The sequence below is a fragment of the Pseudoalteromonas sp. SWXJ133 genome, from assembly GCF_015864365.1.
Classification (GTDB): domain Bacteria; phylum Pseudomonadota; class Gammaproteobacteria; order Enterobacterales; family Alteromonadaceae; genus Pseudoalteromonas; species Pseudoalteromonas arctica.
This window is the reverse complement of sequence record NZ_JADYXJ010000015.1, coordinates 24846-47077: the sequence shown is the minus strand read 5'-3', so window position 1 is coordinate 47077 and position 22232 is coordinate 24846. Positions and strand designations below refer to the sequence as shown.

At 36.9% G+C, this 22232-nt stretch carries 19 protein-coding genes; 9 read left to right on the top strand and 10 right to left on the bottom strand.

Features of this window, described 5'->3' with window-relative positions; genetic code table 11:
* Positions 1-4 precede the first annotated feature (4 nt).
* From I6F40_RS12295 to I6F40_RS12285, 3 genes are all read right to left on the bottom strand, one after another.
* Positions 5-529, bottom strand: a complete 525-nt coding sequence (locus I6F40_RS12295; RefSeq protein WP_166421143.1) for a DUF6436 domain-containing protein — start codon at positions 527-529, stop codon at positions 5-7.
* Positions 513-1979, bottom strand: a complete 1467-nt coding sequence (locus I6F40_RS12290) for a methyl-accepting chemotaxis protein (protein ID WP_197192992.1) — start codon at positions 1977-1979, stop codon at positions 513-515. Before I6F40_RS12290 ends, I6F40_RS12295 begins: the two co-directional genes overlap by 17 nt.
* Before the next feature lie 117 nt (positions 1980-2096).
* Positions 2097-2648 (bottom strand): hydrolase, encoded by a 552-nt coding sequence (locus tag I6F40_RS12285; protein ID WP_166377108.1) that lies wholly within the window; start codon positions 2646-2648, stop codon positions 2097-2099.
* 153 nt (positions 2649-2801) lie between these two features.
* On the opposite strand from I6F40_RS12285, the gene I6F40_RS12280 reads away from it, so the two are divergent.
* Complete coding sequence (locus tag I6F40_RS12280; RefSeq protein WP_166377107.1) at positions 2802-7301, top strand: EAL domain-containing protein; 4500 nt, start codon at positions 2802-2804, stop codon at positions 7299-7301.
* A gap of 74 nt (positions 7302-7375) precedes the next feature.
* Here the strand turns inward: I6F40_RS12280 and I6F40_RS12275 are convergent, their stop codons facing one another.
* Complete coding sequence (locus tag I6F40_RS12275; RefSeq protein ID WP_166377106.1) at positions 7376-8269, bottom strand: cation diffusion facilitator family transporter; 894 nt, start codon at positions 8267-8269, stop codon at positions 7376-7378.
* Positions 8270-8487: 218 nt separating this feature from the next.
* Here I6F40_RS12275 and I6F40_RS12270 point away from each other — a divergent pair, with 218 nt between their 5' ends.
* From I6F40_RS12270 to I6F40_RS12260, 3 genes are all read left to right on the top strand, one after another.
* Positions 8488-9927 (top strand): diguanylate cyclase domain-containing protein, encoded by a 1440-nt coding sequence (locus tag I6F40_RS12270; protein ID WP_166377105.1) that lies wholly within the window; start codon positions 8488-8490, stop codon positions 9925-9927.
* A 129-nt stretch (positions 9928-10056) separates the two neighbouring features.
* A complete protein-coding gene (locus tag I6F40_RS12265; RefSeq protein WP_166377104.1) occupies positions 10057-11010 on the top strand; it encodes a slipin family protein in 954 nt (317 codons plus the stop codon).
* 21 nt (positions 11011-11031) lie between these two features.
* Positions 11032-11487, top strand: a complete 456-nt coding sequence (locus I6F40_RS12260) for an NfeD family protein (RefSeq protein WP_166377103.1) — start codon at positions 11032-11034, stop codon at positions 11485-11487.
* A 34-nt stretch (positions 11488-11521) separates the two neighbouring features.
* Here I6F40_RS12260 and I6F40_RS12255 read toward each other — a convergent pair whose 3' ends face one another.
* Complete coding sequence (locus tag I6F40_RS12255; RefSeq protein ID WP_010555294.1) at positions 11522-12394, bottom strand: SMP-30/gluconolactonase/LRE family protein; 873 nt, start codon at positions 12392-12394, stop codon at positions 11522-11524.
* Between the two features lie 155 nt (positions 12395-12549).
* Here I6F40_RS12255 and I6F40_RS12250 point away from each other — a divergent pair, with 155 nt between their 5' ends.
* Positions 12550-13386 (top strand): patatin-like phospholipase family protein, encoded by an 837-nt coding sequence (locus I6F40_RS12250; RefSeq protein ID WP_166377102.1) that lies wholly within the window; start codon positions 12550-12552, stop codon positions 13384-13386.
* A 9-nt stretch (positions 13387-13395) separates the two neighbouring features.
* Here I6F40_RS12250 and I6F40_RS12245 read toward each other — a convergent pair whose 3' ends face one another.
* From I6F40_RS12245 to I6F40_RS12235, 3 genes are read right to left on the bottom strand one after another with little or no spacing between them, the layout of a single operon-like run.
* On the bottom strand, positions 13396-13641 hold the full coding sequence (locus I6F40_RS12245; RefSeq protein WP_166377101.1) for a hypothetical protein: 246 nt from the start codon (positions 13639-13641) through the stop codon (positions 13396-13398).
* Positions 13638-15233, bottom strand: a complete 1596-nt coding sequence (locus tag I6F40_RS12240; protein ID WP_197192991.1) for a PepSY-associated TM helix domain-containing protein — start codon at positions 15231-15233, stop codon at positions 13638-13640. Before I6F40_RS12240 ends, I6F40_RS12245 begins: the two co-directional genes overlap by 4 nt.
* A complete protein-coding gene (locus tag I6F40_RS12235; RefSeq protein WP_033026460.1) occupies positions 15230-15517 on the bottom strand; it encodes a hypothetical protein in 288 nt (95 codons plus the stop codon). The genes I6F40_RS12240 and I6F40_RS12235 overlap by 4 nt, the downstream gene beginning before the upstream one ends.
* Positions 15518-15753: 236 nt before the next feature.
* Between I6F40_RS12235 and I6F40_RS12230 the strand changes: the two genes are divergently transcribed.
* From I6F40_RS12230 to I6F40_RS12215, 4 genes are all read left to right on the top strand, one after another.
* Entirely contained in the window at positions 15754-16524 is a 771-nt protein-coding gene (locus I6F40_RS12230; RefSeq protein ID WP_010555290.1) for an undecaprenyl-diphosphate phosphatase, read from the top strand.
* Between the two features lie 9 nt (positions 16525-16533).
* Positions 16534-16755: a hypothetical protein gene (locus I6F40_RS12225; RefSeq protein ID WP_007581825.1), complete on the top strand. Its 222-nt coding sequence runs from the start codon at positions 16534-16536 to the stop codon at positions 16753-16755.
* 541 nt (positions 16756-17296) lie between these two features.
* Positions 17297-19318, top strand: coding sequence for a GAF domain-containing hybrid sensor histidine kinase/response regulator (locus I6F40_RS12220; protein WP_166377100.1), 2022 nt, complete (start codon positions 17297-17299; stop codon positions 19316-19318).
* Between the two features lie 40 nt (positions 19319-19358).
* Positions 19359-19619 (top strand): hypothetical protein, encoded by a 261-nt coding sequence (locus I6F40_RS12215; protein WP_166377099.1) that lies wholly within the window; start codon positions 19359-19361, stop codon positions 19617-19619.
* Positions 19620-19736: 117 nt separating this feature from the next.
* On the opposite strand, the gene ahpF is transcribed toward I6F40_RS12215, so the two are convergent.
* Together ahpF and ahpC are read right to left on the bottom strand one after the other, a co-directional pair.
* On the bottom strand, positions 19737-21311 hold the full coding sequence (gene ahpF / locus I6F40_RS12210) for an alkyl hydroperoxide reductase subunit F (RefSeq protein WP_166377098.1): 1575 nt from the start codon (positions 21309-21311) through the stop codon (positions 19737-19739).
* Positions 21312-21465: 154 nt separating this feature from the next.
* The gene (ahpC, locus tag I6F40_RS12205) at positions 21466-22035 is read right to left on the bottom strand and encodes an alkyl hydroperoxide reductase subunit C (RefSeq protein ID WP_007581822.1); all 570 of its coding nucleotides are present in this window, start codon (positions 22033-22035) and stop codon (positions 21466-21468) included.
* Positions 22036-22232 lie beyond the last annotated feature (197 nt).

Here is a 22232-nt window from a genome sequence, read left to right as displayed (position 1 = left end):
TTATTTATGCATTATTTACACAGTAACATCCCTTGGTTTGTGTAATTAAGAGGTTTGAGTTAAAACCTGCGGCTAGATTAGTGACCACAGTTTCAACAAAACCACTTCCCTGAGCACACGCTAATCCTTCAGAGAGCGGCCCAGCATAAACAAACTCACCGTTTTTATTAATAATAACGGCGGCAGGCGTTGCCGGAATAACGTGTTTAAGCTTTGGTGTTAATTCAACTTGTACAACCTTCATAGCTTTATTGGCAGCAAAAGAGGTTAACGATGAAATATGCGGTTTAGCCTGTATAGTACACCCGCAGTTTTTTTCTGTTATGAGTACTAACGTCGGCTCACCAGTGTCATCCCAATCCAATTGCTTTTTAAAGTTACTAAACCACTGCTTTTGCAATAAAACTTTTGAGCTATCAAATGGTTTAAGCTGCTCTAATTGAAAATAAATTAACCCTGCAACAACGCAAATTAGCCATGCAGATATGAGCAAAAATACGAAAGTGTTAGATTTATTTAAACTTGGCAATGCTTTGCTCTAGTACATCTATACTTACATCTATTAGCTGCACTTTAGCGGTTAACTGCTGCACTATTTGCGTATCTTGGTATTGATTTTGTCGCATATTATCGGTACTACTTGCTATTAACTCAGTATTACCTGCTTGCTCAGCTACCACTTGTGCAACTGAGTCAGAGCTTGAAGACACAGCGGCTATTTGCTCGCTCATTGCTGAAATATTCTCTTTCATTGCGGTACTGATACTTGTTAAATCAACTACAAAATTTACACACTGACTCATTGATTGTGTTGACGTTTTACTATTATTAACTAGATCTTTGAGTGTTACGCCTATTTTGTCGGTGGTTGCTTTACTGTGGTTCGCCAACGATCTCACTTCAGATGCGACAACTGCAAAACCTCGTCCATGTTCACCTGCACGGGCAGCCTCAATAGCCGCATTTAAAGCAAGTAAATTTGTTTGCTCAGCGATACCCGATATTTCATTAAGAAGACCAGAAATAACCCCCCCAGCTGCAACTAAATGACTTATTTGCTCTTCTGTATGATTAAGTAACGTTAATAACTCTCTACTTTTCGAATCTGTTTGATGAACATCTTCTAATGCATTACTGACAGTTTTAGTAATATGGTCGACTTGACTCTTAAGCGCTTCACTTTCTTCTTCAACAAGCTTAAAGCCATGTGCAACTTGTGAGCCTGAATTTGCTATATCATCCGTTTGCTGTGTACGATGCACAGCTCCATCTGCAAGCTGGTCATGAACTTCGATAAGCTCTCGCGAGTTTTTTTGCAGTGATTCTGATTGCGCTTGAACTTGCTTAATAACATCAGATATATAGTCTAGCAATGTATTAAATCCAACCACAGCATCGCTTTTAGTATCATCAGCACGTAGAGAGAGTTTAATATTTTCAGGGTCTTCCATTATTTGCTCTGTCGCATAACTTAATGACAAGCCTGCACGGCGCTCGCGTTGCAATGTTTTAGCTATATAACCTGCAACTAGCACTTCAACAATCGCATATCCTGCATGTATAAGTACTGTAGTAAAAGCGAGTCTATCTGGATCAAATACATAGAAACCTGTATTTTGAGTTTGAAGATAATAAAAAGATAAATGATGAACAGCAACAAATATAATTGCCGTTATAAAAACACGCCACTGTACAAACATTATAAGTACAGCCATTAAAATGAATATCTCAAAGTGGACTTCTATTAACCCGAATGTTTGTTGGATGTGCAAAAAGGAGAACATCATAATAGCGGCTGCAACTACGTGTGCGGTTACAGCGTTGTCTGGATGCGTTCTGAGTAACCAAATTGGGAGTAAGCAAAGTGGCAAACCAATAATAAAAGCTTGAGTTAACGTACCAAAATACAGACCAACACCGATGGACTCAATAAATAAAAGGCTAAAAATAATGGTGAATAACCGAGCGACACTAGACATAAAACCCTTGAATAAATTGTAGGTTACTAAACACACACTATTATACGTAATAAAACTTAAATTGGAGCACCTATTCTAATAAAACTTCAAATAATTAAAGTCAAACTTTGAATAAGCTTATTTTATTATAGGCAGTATTTTTTTAAACGTCGGTGTTGCAGCTTGCTTTGTCCATTGAAAAATGACAATTTCAGTACATGAAATTACTGCACCAGCTTGGCGTAACTGCTCAACTGCTAACTTTTTATGCTCTAAATTTCGAGAGCCTATAGCATCTTGGATAATAATGACCTCGAAACCACTTTGCACTAAGTCTAAGCATGTTTGCAAAACACATACATGTGCTTCAGTGCCTACAACTATTATTTGTTTTTTGTCGTAGGCTTTTAATTGCTCTATAAACCCAAGCTCTGCACATGCACTAAAATGAGTTTTATGAAAATACGCGGCATCGGGCAACATGTTTTTTATTTGGTGATCAGTTTCGCCTAACCCTTTTACATATTGCTCTGTTATTAAGATCGGTACGCCGTGAATAATACCTGCCTGCGCTAACTGCAATGTGCTTTTTAAAACGTTCGGAAAATCTTTAATTGCAGGAGCAAGCAACTCTTGTAAGTCTATAATTAATAATATGCTATTTTTTACATCAATATTAGATAAAACCACTATACTCTCCTCATAAGCAGCAACCGCTGACTATATAGATTAGCTTACTATTTAATAACTTCCGTATATTATTAGTAATTAGAAAATTAAAACTTATGCTATATTTACCATCTAGCTGCGTATCAATCCATCTGCCACGAAGAGTGTTTATAAGTGCGTTTGAGTAAAATTTTTTTTCATATCACCATTATTTTTTTACTATGCATTCAATGTACTTTTGCATCACAAAACTATGCTCAACAATTACAACGTATTTCTACTGACGAAGGTCTCTCGCAAAGCTACGTTTTGCAATCACAAGAAGATGAGATTGGCTACATATGGATAGCAACCCAACAGGGTTTAAATCGCTTTGACGGATATAAAGTAAAAACTTTTAATGGTGGTTTTGGCCTAGATAAACATTATATTTACGCATTATTTAAAGCCGACGACGGAAAGATTATCGTTTCAACAGACCTTTCTGGTGCATATATAATAGACCCTCTTACTTTAAAAACCGAAAAAATCTATTCTGGTCAAATAGATAAAGAACAAAAAATGTTTTCTCCAATCTCAGCTATGACTCAGCAAAAAAACACTTTTTACTTTGCTATAGATGCCCAAATATATACATTTGATGAGACGAGTAAACACTTTACACTTAAATTAGCGCTCCCAAATAAAGGTGACTACATTAGGTCATTAACAATATATAAAAACATTTTATATATTGGTACAAATGATGGTTTATACACTACAAATATCGATAATTCAGAACTTGTAAAGGTCCCTCTTCATCTTCCTGAAAAAGATACAATAGATAATGTGAATGTCAAATTTTTAAGTGTTGATAATGAATTAGGATTACTCGTCGGTACTGTTGAAGGCATGTATCAATTAGCATTTGATAATAACAAAAATATATCTGCAGCAAATGTTACAACATTAATTCCTGATTATAATATATGGGATTATGCCAAAACTATTTACGGTGAGTTTGTAGCAACCGAAAGAGGACTATTTAGTTATCATCGCGAAACCAAAGAATTAGAGTTCATATTAAATTACGAAAAAAGTAAGTTTAATATTAATGAAAACTCAATCAACGATCTAATGATTGATAAGTCCGGCGTACTTTGGCTAGCATCTAGAACCCAAGGGGTATTTACTTGGCCAATTAAAACTCGACGCTTTAAGCACATTTTTTTACCCGGTAATAATACGATCCATGCAACCCATCAAGATAAAGATAATATTATATGGTTAGGGACAGAAGATGGAATTGCACGCTACGACAAAGCAACGAATAGAAGCAATGTATATCTAAGTTCTACCGACTCAAAAGCGATATACGGAGCATCTGCGGTATTTGATATTTTTGCGTCTTCAATTGGAAACGATCAATTTCTTTGGCTTGCTACTTTTAACGGGTTCAAATTTTTCGATAAGCAAGCTGGTAAAATCATTGAAAATAAAGACACAGAGAAAGAAGTAATTAGCCAACCCAACTTATTTGGCTTTGCCCAATTATCTGCAGACACATATGCATTTATGTCTGATGATAATTTTTATGTTTTTAATGAAACAACCGGAAAAACAAGAATTATTAAAGGACTCAAAGAGCAAGTCGATCCTTTATTTTCTTACGCCTTCTATAAACCTCTTAAAACGCATCCTGAAGAATTTGTTATTGGTACATCAAAAAGTTTTCTTAGGTACAACGAAAAAACACAAACTTTAACAACGATATTTCAGTCTTTTAATCCTAAAGAAGATATATTTTATACTGTAGAAAACTTTTACTTAGACATAAAGCGAAATACTTTATGGTTAGCAACAACTCATGAAGGCTTACTTGGTGTTGACCCAGTTACTTATGAAAGAAAACACTTCATAGGGCTAAAAAATTCATTTAATACTGATTCTATTTATTCGTTACTTCCTGATGAAAATGGTTTTTTATGGGTAAGTACCGACAATGGTTTATATCAAATAAACCTAGATACACTAAATGTGGTGAGTTATTCAGTGAAAGACGGGTTGAACATAAACCAATTCACACAAATCGCAGCAACAACATTAAATGATGGCAAATTAATTTTTGGTAGCAATGCGGGAGCTCTACTGTTTGATCCCTTAGATTTTGATGAGAAAGAGTTATTTAAAAAAAATAACTTAGCTATCACTGATATAAATCTCTTTACCAAAGAACTAAATTATTATCCGCAGAAATACCTTAGCCAACCGCTTGAACTTGGCTATGAGGATATGGGTCTTACGGTTAGTTTTTCTAGCTTTTCTTACCCCAATATAGACAAAGCGTATTATAAGGTAATTCTTTCAGGGCCAACATCCCTTACATATGAAGACTTACAATCTAATCAAGTGTTTTTCACAAAGCTTCAACCAGGTAGCTACTCACTAACAATATCAGCACATAATCGTGATGGTGTTGTTACAAGCGAACCAGCCACACTCAACATCAACGTAGCCTACGCACCTTGGAAATCGCCCTTTTCTATTGCCGCCTATGTAATTTTAATACTTGCCGTATTGTTTTTCATTTTTTGGCAATACCGCAGCCGTCAAGTTGCAATTGAACGAGCCCATAGAGCCACTATTCATTCACAAAAACAAACAGAACTCGCGCTTAAAAATAATAAAAGCGGCGTTTGGGATTATAATTTTAAAGATAATTCTGTAAATACACTTAGAGGAAGTGAGCTAGGTTACTCAGACTTACCTGAACGCGTGCACATAGGCCAATTTTTAGTACTTATACATCCAGATGATCGTCGTCGTTTTGAAAGCCAATGGGAAAACTATTTCAAATATAAAAAACAGCAAAATTGGCAAGCAACCTATCGTTTACAACACAAAAAAGGGCACTGGCTGTGGTATCAAGATACAGGGCAAGTTATTTATAACCCTCAAACAAATGAGCCTTTATATGTTTCTGGCATATATACCAACATAACTGAGCAACGTGCTAATGAGCAACAAGCAAAAATTTTAGGTGAAGCGTTTAGCCAAATAAACGACTGGTTACTTATACTCGATAAGCATTTAATGCCATTTTCTGCGAATAACAGCTTTATTGAAACGTTTTCAAATGAACAGGCAGCCACTAAAATTAGTCCTAAATTGTTCATAAAAGCGATTGGTAAAAATAAATGTAAAGAATTTGCTCGTATTTTAAAAAAATTAAAACCGACTGAAAACTGGCAAAGTGATGCTTACATAAAAACAGCAAAGAATAACAAGCATCCTATTCATATAAGTGCCACAGCTGTAACTAAAGATACCGCAAGCTATTATGTTGTTGTTATTACAGATTTAACCGAGCAAAAACGTGCAGAAAACGAACTTCGCTATTTGGCTAATTTTGACCCTCTAACGCATCTACCTAATCGTAGTTTAATGTATCAAAATATTGAAGAAGCGATTAAACATGCCAATGAAAGTAATACACAATGCGCATTATTATTTATTGATTTAGATAAATTTAAACCTGTTAATGACTCTTTTGGCCACGCAGTAGGCGATAAGCTACTGTGTAATATTACCCAAAGAGTAAACGGTATGCTTGGCGAAAATGCTAAACTTGGCCGCCAAAGTGGTGATGAATTTTTAGTGCTGATTCAAAATATAAAATCGCTTCAGTCTCTTCGCGATACCGTAAGAAAAATTAGTAATGAATTAGCTAATAAAGTAATTATTGAAGACTTCTCTATTAATATTTCAGCCAGTATTGGCGTCGCTTTATACCCGTTCGATGCTGTAACCACCGATATACTTATCCGTAATGCCGATGTTGCGATGATGCACGCTAAACAAGGCGGGAGAAACGACTTTAAGTTTTTTAGCGATGAAATGAATGAGCTGATAAAACAAAAGTTACTGCTCGAAAATGATTTAAAAGATGCAGTGAAAGACAACCGATTTTTTAATCACTATCAGCCTATCATCGACATAGAAGAAAAAACAATAAATGGCGTGGAGTTACTCATGCGCTGGAAAAATCAAGGACAGTTAGTATCGCCAGCACTTTTTATACCGGTAGCAGAAGAAACTGGTTTAATAGAGCTCCTTACTGAGCAGGCCTTGTACCGCTCACTTATTGAGCTTGCGCCTATACTCAGCGAAAACCCACTGTTTTATATATCTTTAAACTTATCGCCTAAACACATTTTAAAAACAAACATAACACAGCGGCTAATGTCTATATTAGCGGACTCTCAAGTTCATCCAAGACAATTAAGACTTGAAATAACAGAGAGTATTTTACTAGAAGATAAACTCAAAGCAGCCAAACAGCTACAAAATTTAAAAGCTGCTGGGTTTAAATTACTGCTTGACGATTTTGGTACTGGTTACTCATCACTCACCTATTTGAGCCAATTTCCTATTAATGTTATTAAGATAGATCAAAGCTTTGTAAACAGTATTGGTATAGATAAAGGTGATGAGTCGATTATTAAGACCATTCTTTCATTGGCCGAAAACCTAGATCTTTACTGTATTGCAGAAGGAGTAGAAACGCGCGAACAGATGATCTTTTTAACTGGAATTGGATGCAATGTATTGCAGGGTTATTACTTTGCAAGGCCAATGGATGCTAAAGACTTACGTAAAAGCGATTGTTTTAGCAATATCATTGATTTGATTTGATTTGATTTGATTTGATTTGAAACATTAAAAGCGTGCTAATAAGTTTTACACGCTTTTATGTCTATTAGTTTGTATTAGTGAATGTGATGGCATTCGTGGCTTTCAATTTGTAATACACTATTGCGTACATTAAATTTTTCAGCTAACAGTTGCTCTACCTTCATACGACACGCTTCATCATGTTTTTCAATTGTACAATGCTGTTTAAGTACAACGTGCGCTCCGACTACTACACCCTTATATTTACGCGTTACAGTGACATTATGGACATTGTGAACATGCTCCATATCTGTAATCTCACTCTCAATATCTGCTACTTTAGGGAGTTTGGCCTTATTTAAACGTAAACCTTTTATACAACTAATAATGACCTTAACACCGGTAAACAACACGAAAGACGCGATTAACATGCTCGATAAAATATCGATAACAACCCAGCCCGTAAAATATATAAGAATACCAGCCACAAATGTCGATACGGTAGAAATCAAATCAAAGAATGAATGTAAAAATACCGCGTAAACATTAATACTCGCTTTGCGGCCTTTATATAAAACCCATGCAGCAGCACCATGAAACAAAAAACCAATAGCAGCAATAACCGACATTAAATAACTATTAATAGCCAGCTCGTTTCCTTCATGCTGGTGTATATAGCGCTCACCACCTTCATACAAAATAATTAAACTGATTGCTAGGTATAAAAATCCGTTCACCAGACCACCCAAAAGCTCGGCTCTTTGATGACCATCGTTATAGGTTTTAGCAAAATGAATAGCGAGACTTGATGCAATCAGTGCGATGAATAACGAGCTATTGTGAACAAACAAATGTCCCGCATCGGCAAGTACAGCAAGCGAATTAGAATAATAAGCACCTATAACCTGAATTACCATAAACGAACACGTAATTGCTAGCGCAATAAGTAACCGACGACGAGAAGCTTGGTGTGTAGTGATTTCTGTCATGAAATGCTTGAATAACCTATACTTAAAGTGCAAATAAACCAAAGATGGCTTAGAGTAGAAAAGGGTAATGATATACAGTATCAATTATAATACGTACTGCCCTCAAACGCACTAAAAACTTAGTAAATCAAAAAAAATGTGCTAATAGTTAGTAAGCTAAAACAATAAAAATATAATAGATAACAATTTAATTGTGGCTTAAACACATGGAGAGTTGAGTGAGTAATAACATATCAAATGAAACATGGCGAAACTTGGAGTTACTGCCGTTTTGTGTATTACTTTATGATGCCAATGAAAAGATATTTAAAGTTAATAGTCAGGCACTGAGTTTATTTGACTTAGAAGAGCAACCACATTTTAAAAAAACTGATTTTGCACATATCACTTTAATTAATCATCATAGTAAAAAAGAGCTATTAGTCGAGGAGCTATTCTTTGATTATTTCACTGCAAATAAACAATGCCAGTTTGTTTTATCAAAACAGGTATCCAAATTGCTACTCAATGTAAAATTTGCAAAATTACCTAACTCAAGATCTATTATTATTATCGATATAATAAATAATAATGTAGATGAACAATATGATTTTGATAATATTATTTCGAACATCTCAACTGACTTAATTGATATTCAAAATGACGACGTTGATAAGCATATCAACTACGCATTAAAAGCTATTGGTACCGTTTGCCACGCAGATAGAAGTTATCTTTTTAAGTTTGCCGAGGATGGTAAAACCATAAATAACACCCACGAATGGGTCAATAATGATATACAAGCATTTAAAGAGGACTTACAAAACCTTCCGAAAAGCGATCTCCCATATTTTTTTAGTTTGATGGCACGTACTCACTTATTTAGATTTAACGATGTAACGTCGTTACCCATTCAAGCAATGAGCGAAAAAACAATTTTTCAGCGACAAAAAATAAAATCAGTACTTTGCATTGGTCTACGTTATGACAAAGAGCTCGTTGGCTTTATAGGCTGTGATTGCGTTGTTCAAAAGCGAAACTGGACTGATTTAGACCTTATTCGCCTAAGGTTAGTAGGTGAAATGCTTACCAATGCTTTCAAAAATTTAAATTACAAGAAAGAGCTACAACAAGCTCAGCAGCAACTCATTAATGCCAATCATAAACTTAACAAACAAGTTAATACTGATGGCCTTACAAACATTGCTAACCGACGCTGTTTTGATCAAACTTTAAAATGTGAAATTAAGCGCGGCGCACGTAATAAAGAACCCATTAGTTTAATAATGTGTGATATTGATTTTTTTAAGCGTTATAACGATAACTATGGGCATCAGCTAGGTGACGAAGTGTTAAAACAAGTTGCCAAAGCGCTGTATGATCTTTGTAAACGTGAAGGTGATTTAGCCGCTCGTTTCGGTGGTGAAGAATTTGCGATAATTTTACCTGCAGTCGACACAGATCACTGTCAAAGGTTTGCTGTTCTTATTCAGGAAAAAATCGCAGAACTTGCAATTGAACATAACTTTTCAACTGTCAGTAAATACCTCACTTTAAGCATTGGGTTTTATAGCCTTATACCCAATCAAAAAACAACATCTAAAGAAGTTATAACTAACGCCGACATAGCCCTTTATAACGCAAAAGAAACAGGCAGAAATAAAATAGCCAGTTTTTAAAAAACCGACTAAGTCGGCGCTCTACAGTGAGTTTTAGTGGTTAAAAGTTCGCTGTAGTGATAATCTATACACGCTGAAATTATAAACAATACAACCACTCAGAGTTTAATTATTATAAGGAATGTTTAAATGGATCCAGTCACACAAATTCTCGATATGGTTTTTACTGTTGAGGCTTTTTTACTTGTTTTTGTTATCGTGCTTTTAAAAAGTAGCGTTAAATTTGTACCACAAAACCGCGCCTGGTTAATCGAACGTTTTGGGAAGTACCAATCAACTAAAGAAGCCGGCCTTAACTTTATCATTCCATTTATTGATAGAATCTCGGCTGATCGTAGCTTAAAAGAACAAGCTCAAGATGTACCATCGCAGTCAGCTATCACTAAAGATAACATCTCACTTATAGTTGATGGCGTACTGTACTTTAGGGTACTAGACCCGTACAAAGCAACGTATGGCGTTGACGACTATACGTTTGCAGTTGTGCAACTTTCGCAAACAACAATGCGTTCAGAACTCGGTAAAATGGAGCTTGATAAAACATTTGAAGAGCGTGATTTACTTAACACCAACATTGTTGCTGCTATAAATCAGGCATCTGAGCCTTGGGGTATTCAAGTACTTCGTTACGAAATTAAAGATATTGTGCCACCTAACTCTATTATGGAAGCGATGGAAGCACAAATGAAAGCTGAGCGTGTTAAACGTGCTCAAATTTTAGAATCAGAAGGTGACCGCCAAGCAAATATCAACGTTGCTGAAGGTAAAAAGCAAGCACAAGTACTTGCTGCAGAAGCTGACAAAGCCGAGCAAATTTTACGCGCTGAAGGTGAAGCAACAGCTATTACAACAGTTGCAGAAGCACAAGCAAATGCACTTATTAAAATAGGTGAAGCTGCAGATACAGAGCAAGGTCAAAAAGCAATTCAGCTAGACTTAGCAACTAAAGCAATTGCAGCTAAAGAAGCGATTGCTCGTGAGTCATCAATTGTATTACTGCCAGATAACGCAACAGATGCAAGCTCAATGGTTGCCCAAGGTATGGCAATTATTAATAGTTTAAATAAAAAGAATTTGGGTTAATAACTAAATAAAGAGGTTTGTATGGATTTTATTACGCAAAATTTACCGCAAACACTTATGGTACTTGGTATTGTTGCTTTAATAATAGAAGTAGCAGTACTTGGCCTTTCTACATTTATTTTATTGTTTTTTGGATTATCGTTATTCCTCACAGGATTATTAATGAGTTTTGGTATTTTACCCGACTCATTAACCACCGCCCTTTGGAGTAATGCAATTGTAACAGCAGGTTTGGCCGTTGTACTTTGGAAACCATTAAAACAAATGCAAAATCGCGTAGATAAAAAGCAAGTAAATAGTGATTTTGCTGAACTCACTTTTGTGCTTACTAGCGATGTAACAGAGCAAGGTTTAACTACACATCAATATTCAGGTATTAGCTGGAAGCTTAAAAGTGAGCAACCAATTATCGCAGGTACTGAGGTTGTAGTAACCAAAAAAGAAGTGGGTGTTATGTGGGTTAAGCCTAAAAGCTAACCATCACTTTAAAACAAGCACTGTGTATAATAAATTACAGTAAAACGGGCGGCTCAAACTGCCCGTTTTTTATGCCTGAGATTTGAAATACAGCACCTTGTTCAGTAACAGTATTATTAATCGCTTCATCAAATGCCGATGTCACAAGTAACAATTCAGCATTTTCACCACCAAATGCAGTGCATGTCGGTTTTATTGCACAAAGCTTTATTGTTTTAATTAGCTCACCGCCTGGGGATAAACACATAACACACCCCATTCCCCACACAGCTAGCCACAAATTACCTAATTGGTCGGTTACGCAGCCATCGGGATCAACATCAGTATTATTAAATTGATAAAAAACACGTGGCTCAGAGCAAGGTTCGCCAGTTTGCTCATCCAAATCTAATACATAAATACAACTCGTTAAAGAGTCGCAGTAATAGCCACATAAACGTGCCTTATCAAAACACAATCCATTTGGAATACTCAAGTCACTTACAACGGCTTTAAGCTGGCGTTTATAATAACGGTATATTTTACCATCACCTTTTTTAGCATTTACATGCATTGTACTAAACCAAAAACCACCCCATGGATCGGCGCGGCCATCGTTTGAACGCCTGTTTAACAGTGTATTTTCAATATTGAGGATAAGATGGCGAGTGTTTGAATTAATATGATATTTATATAAACCAGTACTTGTACAGAGTAACAAGTGCTGCTCATCAATCCACGCTATTGCACTGAGCGTATCAGGCATATTAACTATTTTTAGTTGGCTTTCGTTGTGTGTATTTTTACTTAAAAGTAGTTTTTTATTTATGTCGACCCAAAAAAAAGTATTCAGTATTGGATGCCAAAGTGGGCTTTCTCCAAGCTGATTCTGTGTGCTTTCAAAAATGGTTACGCTAGGATCAAACATAAATACTTATTCTTTATTATTAACAAAGCCTTGTAATACTAAACCTTACCAGAAAACAGTGAATTTCGCGATGTGTACCCGGCTTTAATTTATCAACACCATTAGTAATTTTTAGACTGAGTTGATAACATCAAATTTCATAAAAAGGATTGGCCATGAACAACAATAATAAAAACACACTCGTCGTTGAAGGCGGTGCAATGCGCGGTATATTTGCCGCAGGTGTGCTTGATGAGTTTTTAAAACATCAATATCAGCCGTTTGAACGCTATTTTGGAGTTTCAGCCGGGGCAACTAATATAGCCGCATTTTTATGCAAACAACCAATGCGAAATTATAAAGTGATTACTGACTACTCATGCCGTCCTGAATTTATTAATTTAGCGCGCTTTATTAAAGGTGGTCATTTATTTGATTTAGATTGGTTATGGCAAGAAACAATTCGCGAAATACGCCTTCATACGGAGGTCTTTGAGCAAACTCCACACGAGTTTTATATTGTATCTACGGCAATCGAATCAGGCAAAGCACACTATTTAAAAGCCACCAGCGCCGATATGGTGCATCAATTAAAAGCATCATGCGCTATACCCATTGCATATCGTGACTACCCTATTATTAATGACATAGCGATGACCGATGGCGGTGTTGCTGATTCAATTCCGGTTATAAAAGCTTACGAAATGGGTGCACGCGAAATCACCGTTATTTTGTCTCAATGTTTAGGCTATCGTAAAAAACCCAGTAAGGCACCTTGGCTTACTAAAAAAATGTATAAAAACTATCCCGCATTAATTCAAACGACCTTAAATAGGGCTGATTTTTATAATAAGTCTATCGATTTTATTATAGATCCACCAAATGACTGCAAAATCAATATCATTGCACCACCGGCTAATTTTAAAGTTGGGCGTACCACTAAAAAGTTTGAAATACTTAATAGTGGTTACAACATGGGAGTTGATACTGCTAAGGCCTTTTTAGCTAAATAACTGCATTCTTTAACCTAATAATTGCGGTGCTTTACCCGCAATAACTGCGGTTAGTAAACCAGCTAACATAGCTCCTACAACGGTGCATATTGCACCGCCTAAAATACCGTAAACACCCATAAAACATATCAGCGCTAAACCAAATAGCAGTGTGCTTAAAAATGTTTTAGCCAATAATGTAAGTGTGTTTTTTCGTATATTGAGCATCATTAGTAATAAACTCACCATCGCAATTATAATTATTAGCTCGTTCATGCGGGTTGTACCTCAACTTGTAATTTTTGTGTGTTTTTTATTTTTAAGGCAACAAACATACACACGATACCCACCACCATAAAGCTTATATCTACTACCGCGACAAGCGAGCTATTAAGGTTAATAACATTGCTAACGCCAAGTGAAATATTAAGTGGCAGCACCAAAGCAAGCGAAGCGCCGCATAGTAAAAGAGTCAGCTTAAAGTAGTTTTTATAACCTATGGGTAATACACTTAAGAATACCCATGCCAACCACGTATAAAAGAACACGGGTCCAAAAAAGCTATTTTGCGCCACACCAACAACGCTATAATTAAGTACAACTTGCAGAGGAAACAGTACAAAGCTTGCTAATACCAAACCTCCACAGCTGCCAATAATAAAACGATTCCAGCGAGCATATGCCTGCATACTCAGTGAAGGGCTACTGCCACGTGTGCGCTTTGCTAGCCACATCATCATGCCCGAAATAGGTAAAAGCGCAGTACTTAAGCCAAGTAATACCCAAAGTAATTTTACAAACACTCCTGCAAAGTTCCCAAAGTGCAGCGGAAACATCAACTCAATTACTTTTATCGAAACACCTGAAATATTACCAAAACTACTCATCGACTGCACAAACTCACCATTGCCCTGATAATGCAGTAACTGAGAAGCAACAGCCTCGCCACCTAACAAACGCAAATATACCTGCGCATTCGCATCGTTATGCGCCATTATTGTGACGTCCCTAATTATTGCTTCAGGGTAACGACTATGAGCATGCTCTAAAATAGTGTCTATTTTTGTAGATTGCTTTATGTGGCTAACTACAGGCTCAGGAATAGCGGTAAACGTTTCTATTAACTTATCTTGATCGCCACCAAAGCTCACAAACGCAGCTGCTGGTAATAAAATAATGGTCGCGAGCCCTAAGAATGATCCAGTAAAACCAATCACAATGTTAAATACGCTGCCCCAAATACCTATAACCTTATGAGCATCGCTTACTGCAATATCTAACCCTTTATCTCGCCTAAACGTAAAGAGCTCTTTTATCAATTTGCGATGAATAAACAAGCCTGTCACTGCACTTACTAAAAGCGTTAAACCTAAAAACCCAGTGAGTATTAACCCAATTGGTCGCCCTAAATGCAAATCTGCATGAAATTCACCTATATAAGTTGGCGCATCCGTTTTTTTATTGGCGTAAAACTCTTTACTAGGCCCATAGTAAGTATTTTCCAGCGTCAACGTATCGGGATGAAATTGAAATACTCTGGCCACCTCTTGGTCGTAATTTTCATCGCCATGGTGGGATTCAAATACCAACGTTAACAAATGAAAGTTATGCCCACTTGGTAAAAACACATGAATGTTTTCGCCAAATTCACTAGGTACTTTTTTATGGTATTCGTTTACTAGTCGGTTAATTTGCGCGCTGGCAACGTGTTGGCTAGATTGCAGTTCTGGGTTAGCCCATATTTTTAACTCAGGTCGCGACAGAACTGCTAACGCCCCACTAAATGCAACAATAAATAGCAGTACAGCAGTAATAATTCCTACCCAGCTATGTAATAAAAATAGCTTTTTTAAAGTAATCGACTTCATCCCTGCCCCTGCGTTAACGCCCAAAAACTCAATAAACCATGTAATACACACAATGCAATCATTACTACAAAAGGTTGCCATGCTTTTTGCGCCAAATACGCATAAATAAACAACGCAGTCCAAATAATAGGAAAGAGTAAAATAGGTAGTAATATTTGTTCATTCATTTGAAACGGTAAATAGGTTGTCATACCCGGAATCATTATTACCGCAGTAACTAGCGCTAATACACACGCAATTAAGTGCCTTCGCCGTGTAGCTGTAAACGTTTTTTTATTATTCATTATTCGCTCAGTAAATTTGCCCAAACATATACAAAACAGCACATGCAAATGATAACAATTGCCATTATATTGTGCATTTAATGCTTAATGCAATTTATTAAACAAATTAAGTCTAAAAACACTGTTGGTTTGCCTTAAGAGCTTTTATGCTACGCCTCGCAATTTAGGTACGCAGTAATGCGTCATTTCAGTTAAGCCGAGTTCGGGCTTTTTAATTTTTCAGGAAGCAGTAAACCGTGGATATAATTAACGCGATTATTTTAGGTATTATTGAAGGTATAACAGAATTTTTACCCATATCATCAACTGGGCACTTAATTGTAGCGTCAAAGTGGTTAGGCATTGAATCAACAGATGCTAACCTCGCCTTCGAAGTAATTATCCAGCTTGCCGCCATTTTAGCGGTACTAGCCAACTATAAAGACAAGTTTAGCCCTAAACATTTCAATTTATGGGTGAAAGTTGCCATTGCATTTATTCCTTTGGGTATTATTGGTTTTATATTTAGTGATGTAATAAAAACACTGTTTAGCGTACCAGTAGTAGGTGTTATGTTTATTGTAGGCGGTGTGATTTTTTTACTATTAGAGCGCAGTTATAAAGAGACTCACTGCACAACTACCGATGTAACCCAAGTTACTTATAAACAAGCTCTTTGGATTGGCGTAGCACAAGTATTTGCGTTAATTCCAGGGACTAGTCGTGCTGGAAGTTCTATTGTTGGTGCCATGTTGTGTGGTTTAAACCGAAAAGCCAGCGCTGAATTTTCATTTTTACTTGGTTTACCTGTACTTGCAGCAGCCTCAGGGTACGACTTACTTAAACATTACCAACTGTTTAGCTTAGATGACCTAACTGCCCTTGCAGTTGGCTTTTTAACATCTTTTATAGTTGCTTATTTTACTATTAAACTATTCATACGCTTTCTAGAAAATTTCACTTTTGTTAGTTTTGGTCTTTACCGAATCGTATTTGGTGTTATTTTACTAACTATAGCCTACACATAAGAGAATATTATGAGCGAAAAAATAAACGAAGAAGCACTCCACGCCCTAAAAATAGCTTTTACTTACATGCCTAAAGCGATTGAGGTGACAAAGTATGAATATGGCGAGCGCTACCAAAGCGTGCTTGATCACATTGAAGCTGTACGTGAAACACTGCTTATTAACGATGTTGACCCAGAGGAAGTAGGCGGCGATATCAACCCGCAATATACCCCAAATTCAACGTATTAAAAGTATACCGCTGAGTATTATATGCTCGGCGGCATGCTGCGCTATATACAAGGGCCTGTTTATCTTTCGAGGTTAAATTTGCAGCAGACTGTTTGGTATTTAGGCAAGGCAAAGCCTATGTAGTGTGGTTATTCCCCATAAATAGGCGATAACGCAGCATAAATGCCAAACATGCGCTGCCCTTTGGGTTCTGCCTAGGGACAATTTACTCTTTGTTGCTCGGTTTTTACTTATTCTTACATGGATGTAAGCCAGTAGAATAACGCAGGAGCAGTTATCGAGCCCACTAGGTTACAAACCTCGCGCCGCGATTAAATCGCCCCTAGATTGAACAAATTTTAATCCTGAAAGGTCAACAGGCCCTACTACTATTAATAAACCACTAACTTAGTTCATAAAAACATAAGGTTATAAAATTTAATACGTATCAATTTTAGTTATTAGTAATTAAAACTGCTAAACTGGATTTTAAACTAATACCAATGCCCTAATTGGCCTATGTATTATATAAATTGAACAAAAGCTTACGGGGTGTTTTCTTTTGAATTTTTTACGACGTTTTCACGATATAGTTTCTAATCAATCTCTTGATTTTGAAAGTAAAATTAATAAGCTCTTAGTGTTTGGGTTAGAAGTATTTGACCTTGAACTAGGTATTATTAGTAAAGTAGATGAAAACAGCTACACCGTTTTATATGCCAAAACCCCTGACAACTCACTTTTACCCGGTACCGTGTTTGAATTACAAGGCACCTATTGCGTACATACGCTCGCTGCAGGCTCTGCACTTGCCTTTCATAAAGCATCTCAAAGCGCAATTGCAAACCACCCCTGTTATATAAACTTTCAGTTAGAGTCTTATATTGGCGCGCCAATAAAAATTGGTGATAAAATATTTGGCACCGTTAACTTTTCATCCGCAAAAGACTCCCTCGCTTTTAACGATGATGCTTACGACTACATCGAATTATTTGCACAATGGCTTGGATCGGAATTTGCTCACACCCAAGCTAAAGAACAACTAATAAAAAATAGTAATACTTTATTAAAGTTAGAACACGTTGCAAATATAGGTACGTGGGAGGTTGATCTAATCTCCGATAAAATTACCTGGAGCGAGCAAACCTACCTCATACATGAAGTGGATGAACAATTTCAACCGCAAATGAATTCTGCAATCGAGTTTTATAAAGAAGGTCCAAGTCGTGAAGGCATAACTCGCGCGGTAGAATTAGCCATAGAAAAAGGCAAAAAATGGAATTTAGAACTAGAAGTAGTAACCGCTAAAAATAAACACTTATGGGTGGCTACCTTTGGTGAGGCCGAATTTGATGAAGGCCGATGTGCTCGATTATTTGGCACCTGCCAAGATGTAACCGAGTCAGTAATGCTCCGAGAAGAGCTTAAACAAAAGCAAGCTCAAGCAGAGCGCCTACTTGAAGACAGAAGCATGCTATTTGCTAAAATCAGCCACGAATTAAGAACCCCACTGAATGGCATTACAGGTATGCTAACCACATTAGTTGATGAACACAGTGAAGAAGTTCGCGCTGAAAAAATTAAAATAGGACTTAGAAGCGCCGATATTTTACTTAGTATTATTAACGAAGTGCTCGATTTTTCTAAAATTAATCATGGTGAGCTAAAGCTTGAACCTACTGACTTTTTACTAAAAACAATTTTTACCGATTTAACTTCTTTGTATACACCTCTATTTAAAAACACGCATGTAACGCTACAAGTAAATAATACAATTGATGACAACTGCTGGGCGTTTAGCGACAACACACGCCTTAGCCAGATTGCTTCTAACTTACTGAGTAATGCACTTAAATTTACTGAAAATGGTTCAGTTACATTAAACACCAGCCTTTCTAAAATAAAAAATAAGCTAAGTTTAAATATTGAAGTGTCTGATACAGGCCGAGGAATGAGTAAAAACTTTTTAGAATCACTATTTTCTCCTTTTTCTCAAGAAGTAGATGCTAAAAATTCAAAAGGTGGAACAGGCCTTGGCCTTGCAATAGTAAAAGAGCTTGTTGAATATATGGGCGGAAAAATAAAGGTAAAAAGTACACCTAATAAAGGCACTACGTTTTTAGTAAATATTCCTATTGAGAAAGGGACAGAACAAAAACAAGAAAGCCTTAAATCAACGTTAGATATCAACGGCAGTGAACTATCAGTGCTTGTAGTCGATGATAACGACATTAATAGGTTGGTACTTCATGCTTCTTTAGGCAAACTTAATATAAAAGCCGACTCTGCAGTTGATGGCCAAGATGCTGTATTAAAATGTCGCCAAAAGCATTATGACCTTATTTTTATGGACTGCATAATGCCCATACTCGATGGATTTGAGGCAACAAAGCAGCTTAGATCAGAAAACATCTGCTCGCATGAAGAAACCTACATAGTGGCTATAACTGCTAATACTTCATCACAAGACAAACTTGCCTGCAAACAAGCCGGTATGGATATGTTTATATCAAAACCGTTTAAACTCCCCATACTTGAAAAAGCGGTTATTAATGCGCTTGAGCATACCGTAAAAATCAGCTAATTTTTACTGCACTGCCACTGGTAAAAAATAAGAACATAAAATGAAAAACATAATTAGAACTATATTACTAACAGTACTTATTGTTGCAGTATTTAAAGGCGTTTCCACTGGGCAATGGAGCTCATCGATAACAATAGTTATCGTATCAGGCGTATTGCTGTTAGTTACATTTATCAGTGCTAAGCCATCACGTGGATCATCAGCTTATACTGGCAGTGAGTCATCAGTTTCCTCTAGCAGTAACTCATCGCATTCTCATACAAATTGTAGCGGCGGTGATTCTGGCGGTGGGTGCGATTAAATCGTGTGCTAATTCTTAAGCATTAAAAAAGCCGCCTTTGGAGAAGGGCGGCTTGGGTTAACAAACAGCTATGGGTGTAGCCTTGCTGTTATATCAAGAGAGTTTTTACTAATTACATTAAGCAGCGCTTTGATCAGCTTCTTCAGAGTGACGAATTAAATAATCAAATGCACCTAAACTTGCTGTTGCACCGCTGCCCATTGCAATAATAATTTGTTTAAACGGAGTATTGGTTGCATCCCCCGCGCCGTAAATTCCTGGTAGTGACGTTGCGCCTTTAGCATCAATCAGTATTTCACCAAATTTGCTTAATTCAAGGTCGCTGTCCTTTAACCATTCGGTATTTGGTATTAAGCCTATCTGTACAAATATACCGGCAAGTTCAAGCTCTTTGCTCTCTCCCGACACTCTATCTGTGTACACTAAGCCAGTTACTTTTTTACCATCGCCAAGTACTTCGGTAGTTTGTGCACTTTTGATAATGGTAATATTAGCCATGCTTTTAGCTTTACGAATAAGCACTTCATCAGCACGTAGTGTGTCTGCAAATTCAAGTACCGTAACACTTTGCACAATATTAGCTAAATCGATTGCTGCTTCTATACCTGAATTACCACCGCCAATTACGGCAACAGGTTTACCTTTAAATAAAGGGCCATCACAATGTGGGCAATATGCCACACCATGGCCGCGATATTCTTGCTCCCCTGGTACGTTCATTTCGCGCCAGCGTGCACCAGTGGCAAGTACGAGCGACTTAGCTTTAAGTACTGCGCCATTTTCAAGTGTAATTTCGTAGCCATTGTTATAACCAAGTGCCGCTGCCCGCTGATTATGCATTACATCTACATCGTATTCTTTAACGTGTTCTTCAAGCTGGGCAACCAATTTTGGCCCTTCAGTCGCCTTAATCGAAATAAAGTTTTCTATTGCTAATGTATCTGCAACTTGTCCACCAAATCTGTCGGCAACAATACCTGTATTTAACCCTTTTCGTGCTGAGTAAATAGCAGCCGATGCGCCCGCAGGCCCGCCACCAATTACAAGTACATCAAATTTATCTTTTTTACTTAGCGATTGAGCTTGGCGCTGTGCCCCTTTGCTATCTACTTTATTGAGTATGTCGGTAAGGCTTAGTGCACCTTGGCTAAATGGTTCGCCATTTAAATATACAGCCGGTACAGCTAAAATATTTCGCTCTTCTACTTCGTCTTGAAATAATGCGCCATCAATCATGGTCGCTTTAATATTGCTGTTTGTCGCTGCCATAGTATTAAGTGCTTGCACTACTTGCGGGCACGTTTGGCAACTTAAACTTATATATACTTCAAAGTTAAGTTCTTGAGTAAGCGATTGTATTTGTTCAATGTCTTCGCTTTTAGCTTTACTTGCGTGTCCGCCAGTATGTAAAAGAGCTAACACTAAACTTGTGAATTCGTGGCCCATAGGTACGCCTGCAAACGTAATATGAGTGTTTTTAATAGGTGAATGTACAACCATTGACGGGCGACGCGCGCTTGTATCAGGGTTGTTCATTACCGTAAATTTATCGCTCAGTGAGGCTAAATCGTTCGCTAAGCTTTCTACTTCTGCTGATTTTTTGCTGTCATCCAAGGCAATAAGCAGCTCAACAGGTTGAGTAAGCGATTCAAAATGGCTTTTTAATTGATTTTTTATGTTGTTATCTAACATGGCTTAACCCTTTTAGGAAAATTTAAACAGCAAGCCTCCCATGCCAAATAATGCATGTGCTTAAACAAGTATATTGATATAGGAGGCACCAACAAACGGATGTTCGTTGATTTAAGGGCAGTTACCTGCCCTTATAGTAGGGATAAATCTATACTTAGATTTTACCAACTAGGTCTAGTGAAGGTGCAAGTGTGTCTTCACCTGGCTGCCAAGATGCAGGACAAACTTCACCGTCGTGAGTTGCAATGTATTGTGCAGCTTGTACTTTACGAACAAGTTCTTTAGCGCTACGGCCAATACCTAAATCGTGAGTTTCAATAATTTTAATTTCGCCTTCTGGGTTCATTACAAATGTACCGCGAAGTGCTAAGCCTTCTTCTTCAATCATTACGCCAAAGCTACGAGTAATACGTCCTGTTGGGTCGCCAATCATTGGGTAAGTAATTTTACCAATTGTGTCTGACGTATCGTGCCATGCTTTGTGAGTGAAGTGAGTGTCAGTAGATACTGAGTAAACTTCTACGCCCATTTCTTGAAGTTGTGCGTAATAATCTGCAACATCACCAAGTTCAGTAGGACATACAAATGTAAAGTCTGCTGGGTAAAAGAAGAAGATTGACCATTTACCTAGAACATCTTTTTCAGACAATTCTACAAAGTCACCGTTGTGGTAAGCGGTTGCATTGAATGGTTGTAATTTAGTATTGATTAATGAAGTGCTCATGGTATTTCCTCATCTATATTTAATGTATTTAAAAAGTAATCAACGCTCTCGTCTAAAACGACCTTCTGCGTTGGCTTGGTTAATACAATAAGGCTAATGGATAATTAAATAAAATTGATTATTTAGATTAAAACAATCGTTTTTTTGGATTGAACTATATAATCTCTTTTACCGTAAGCATTATTTGGATTGTAAAC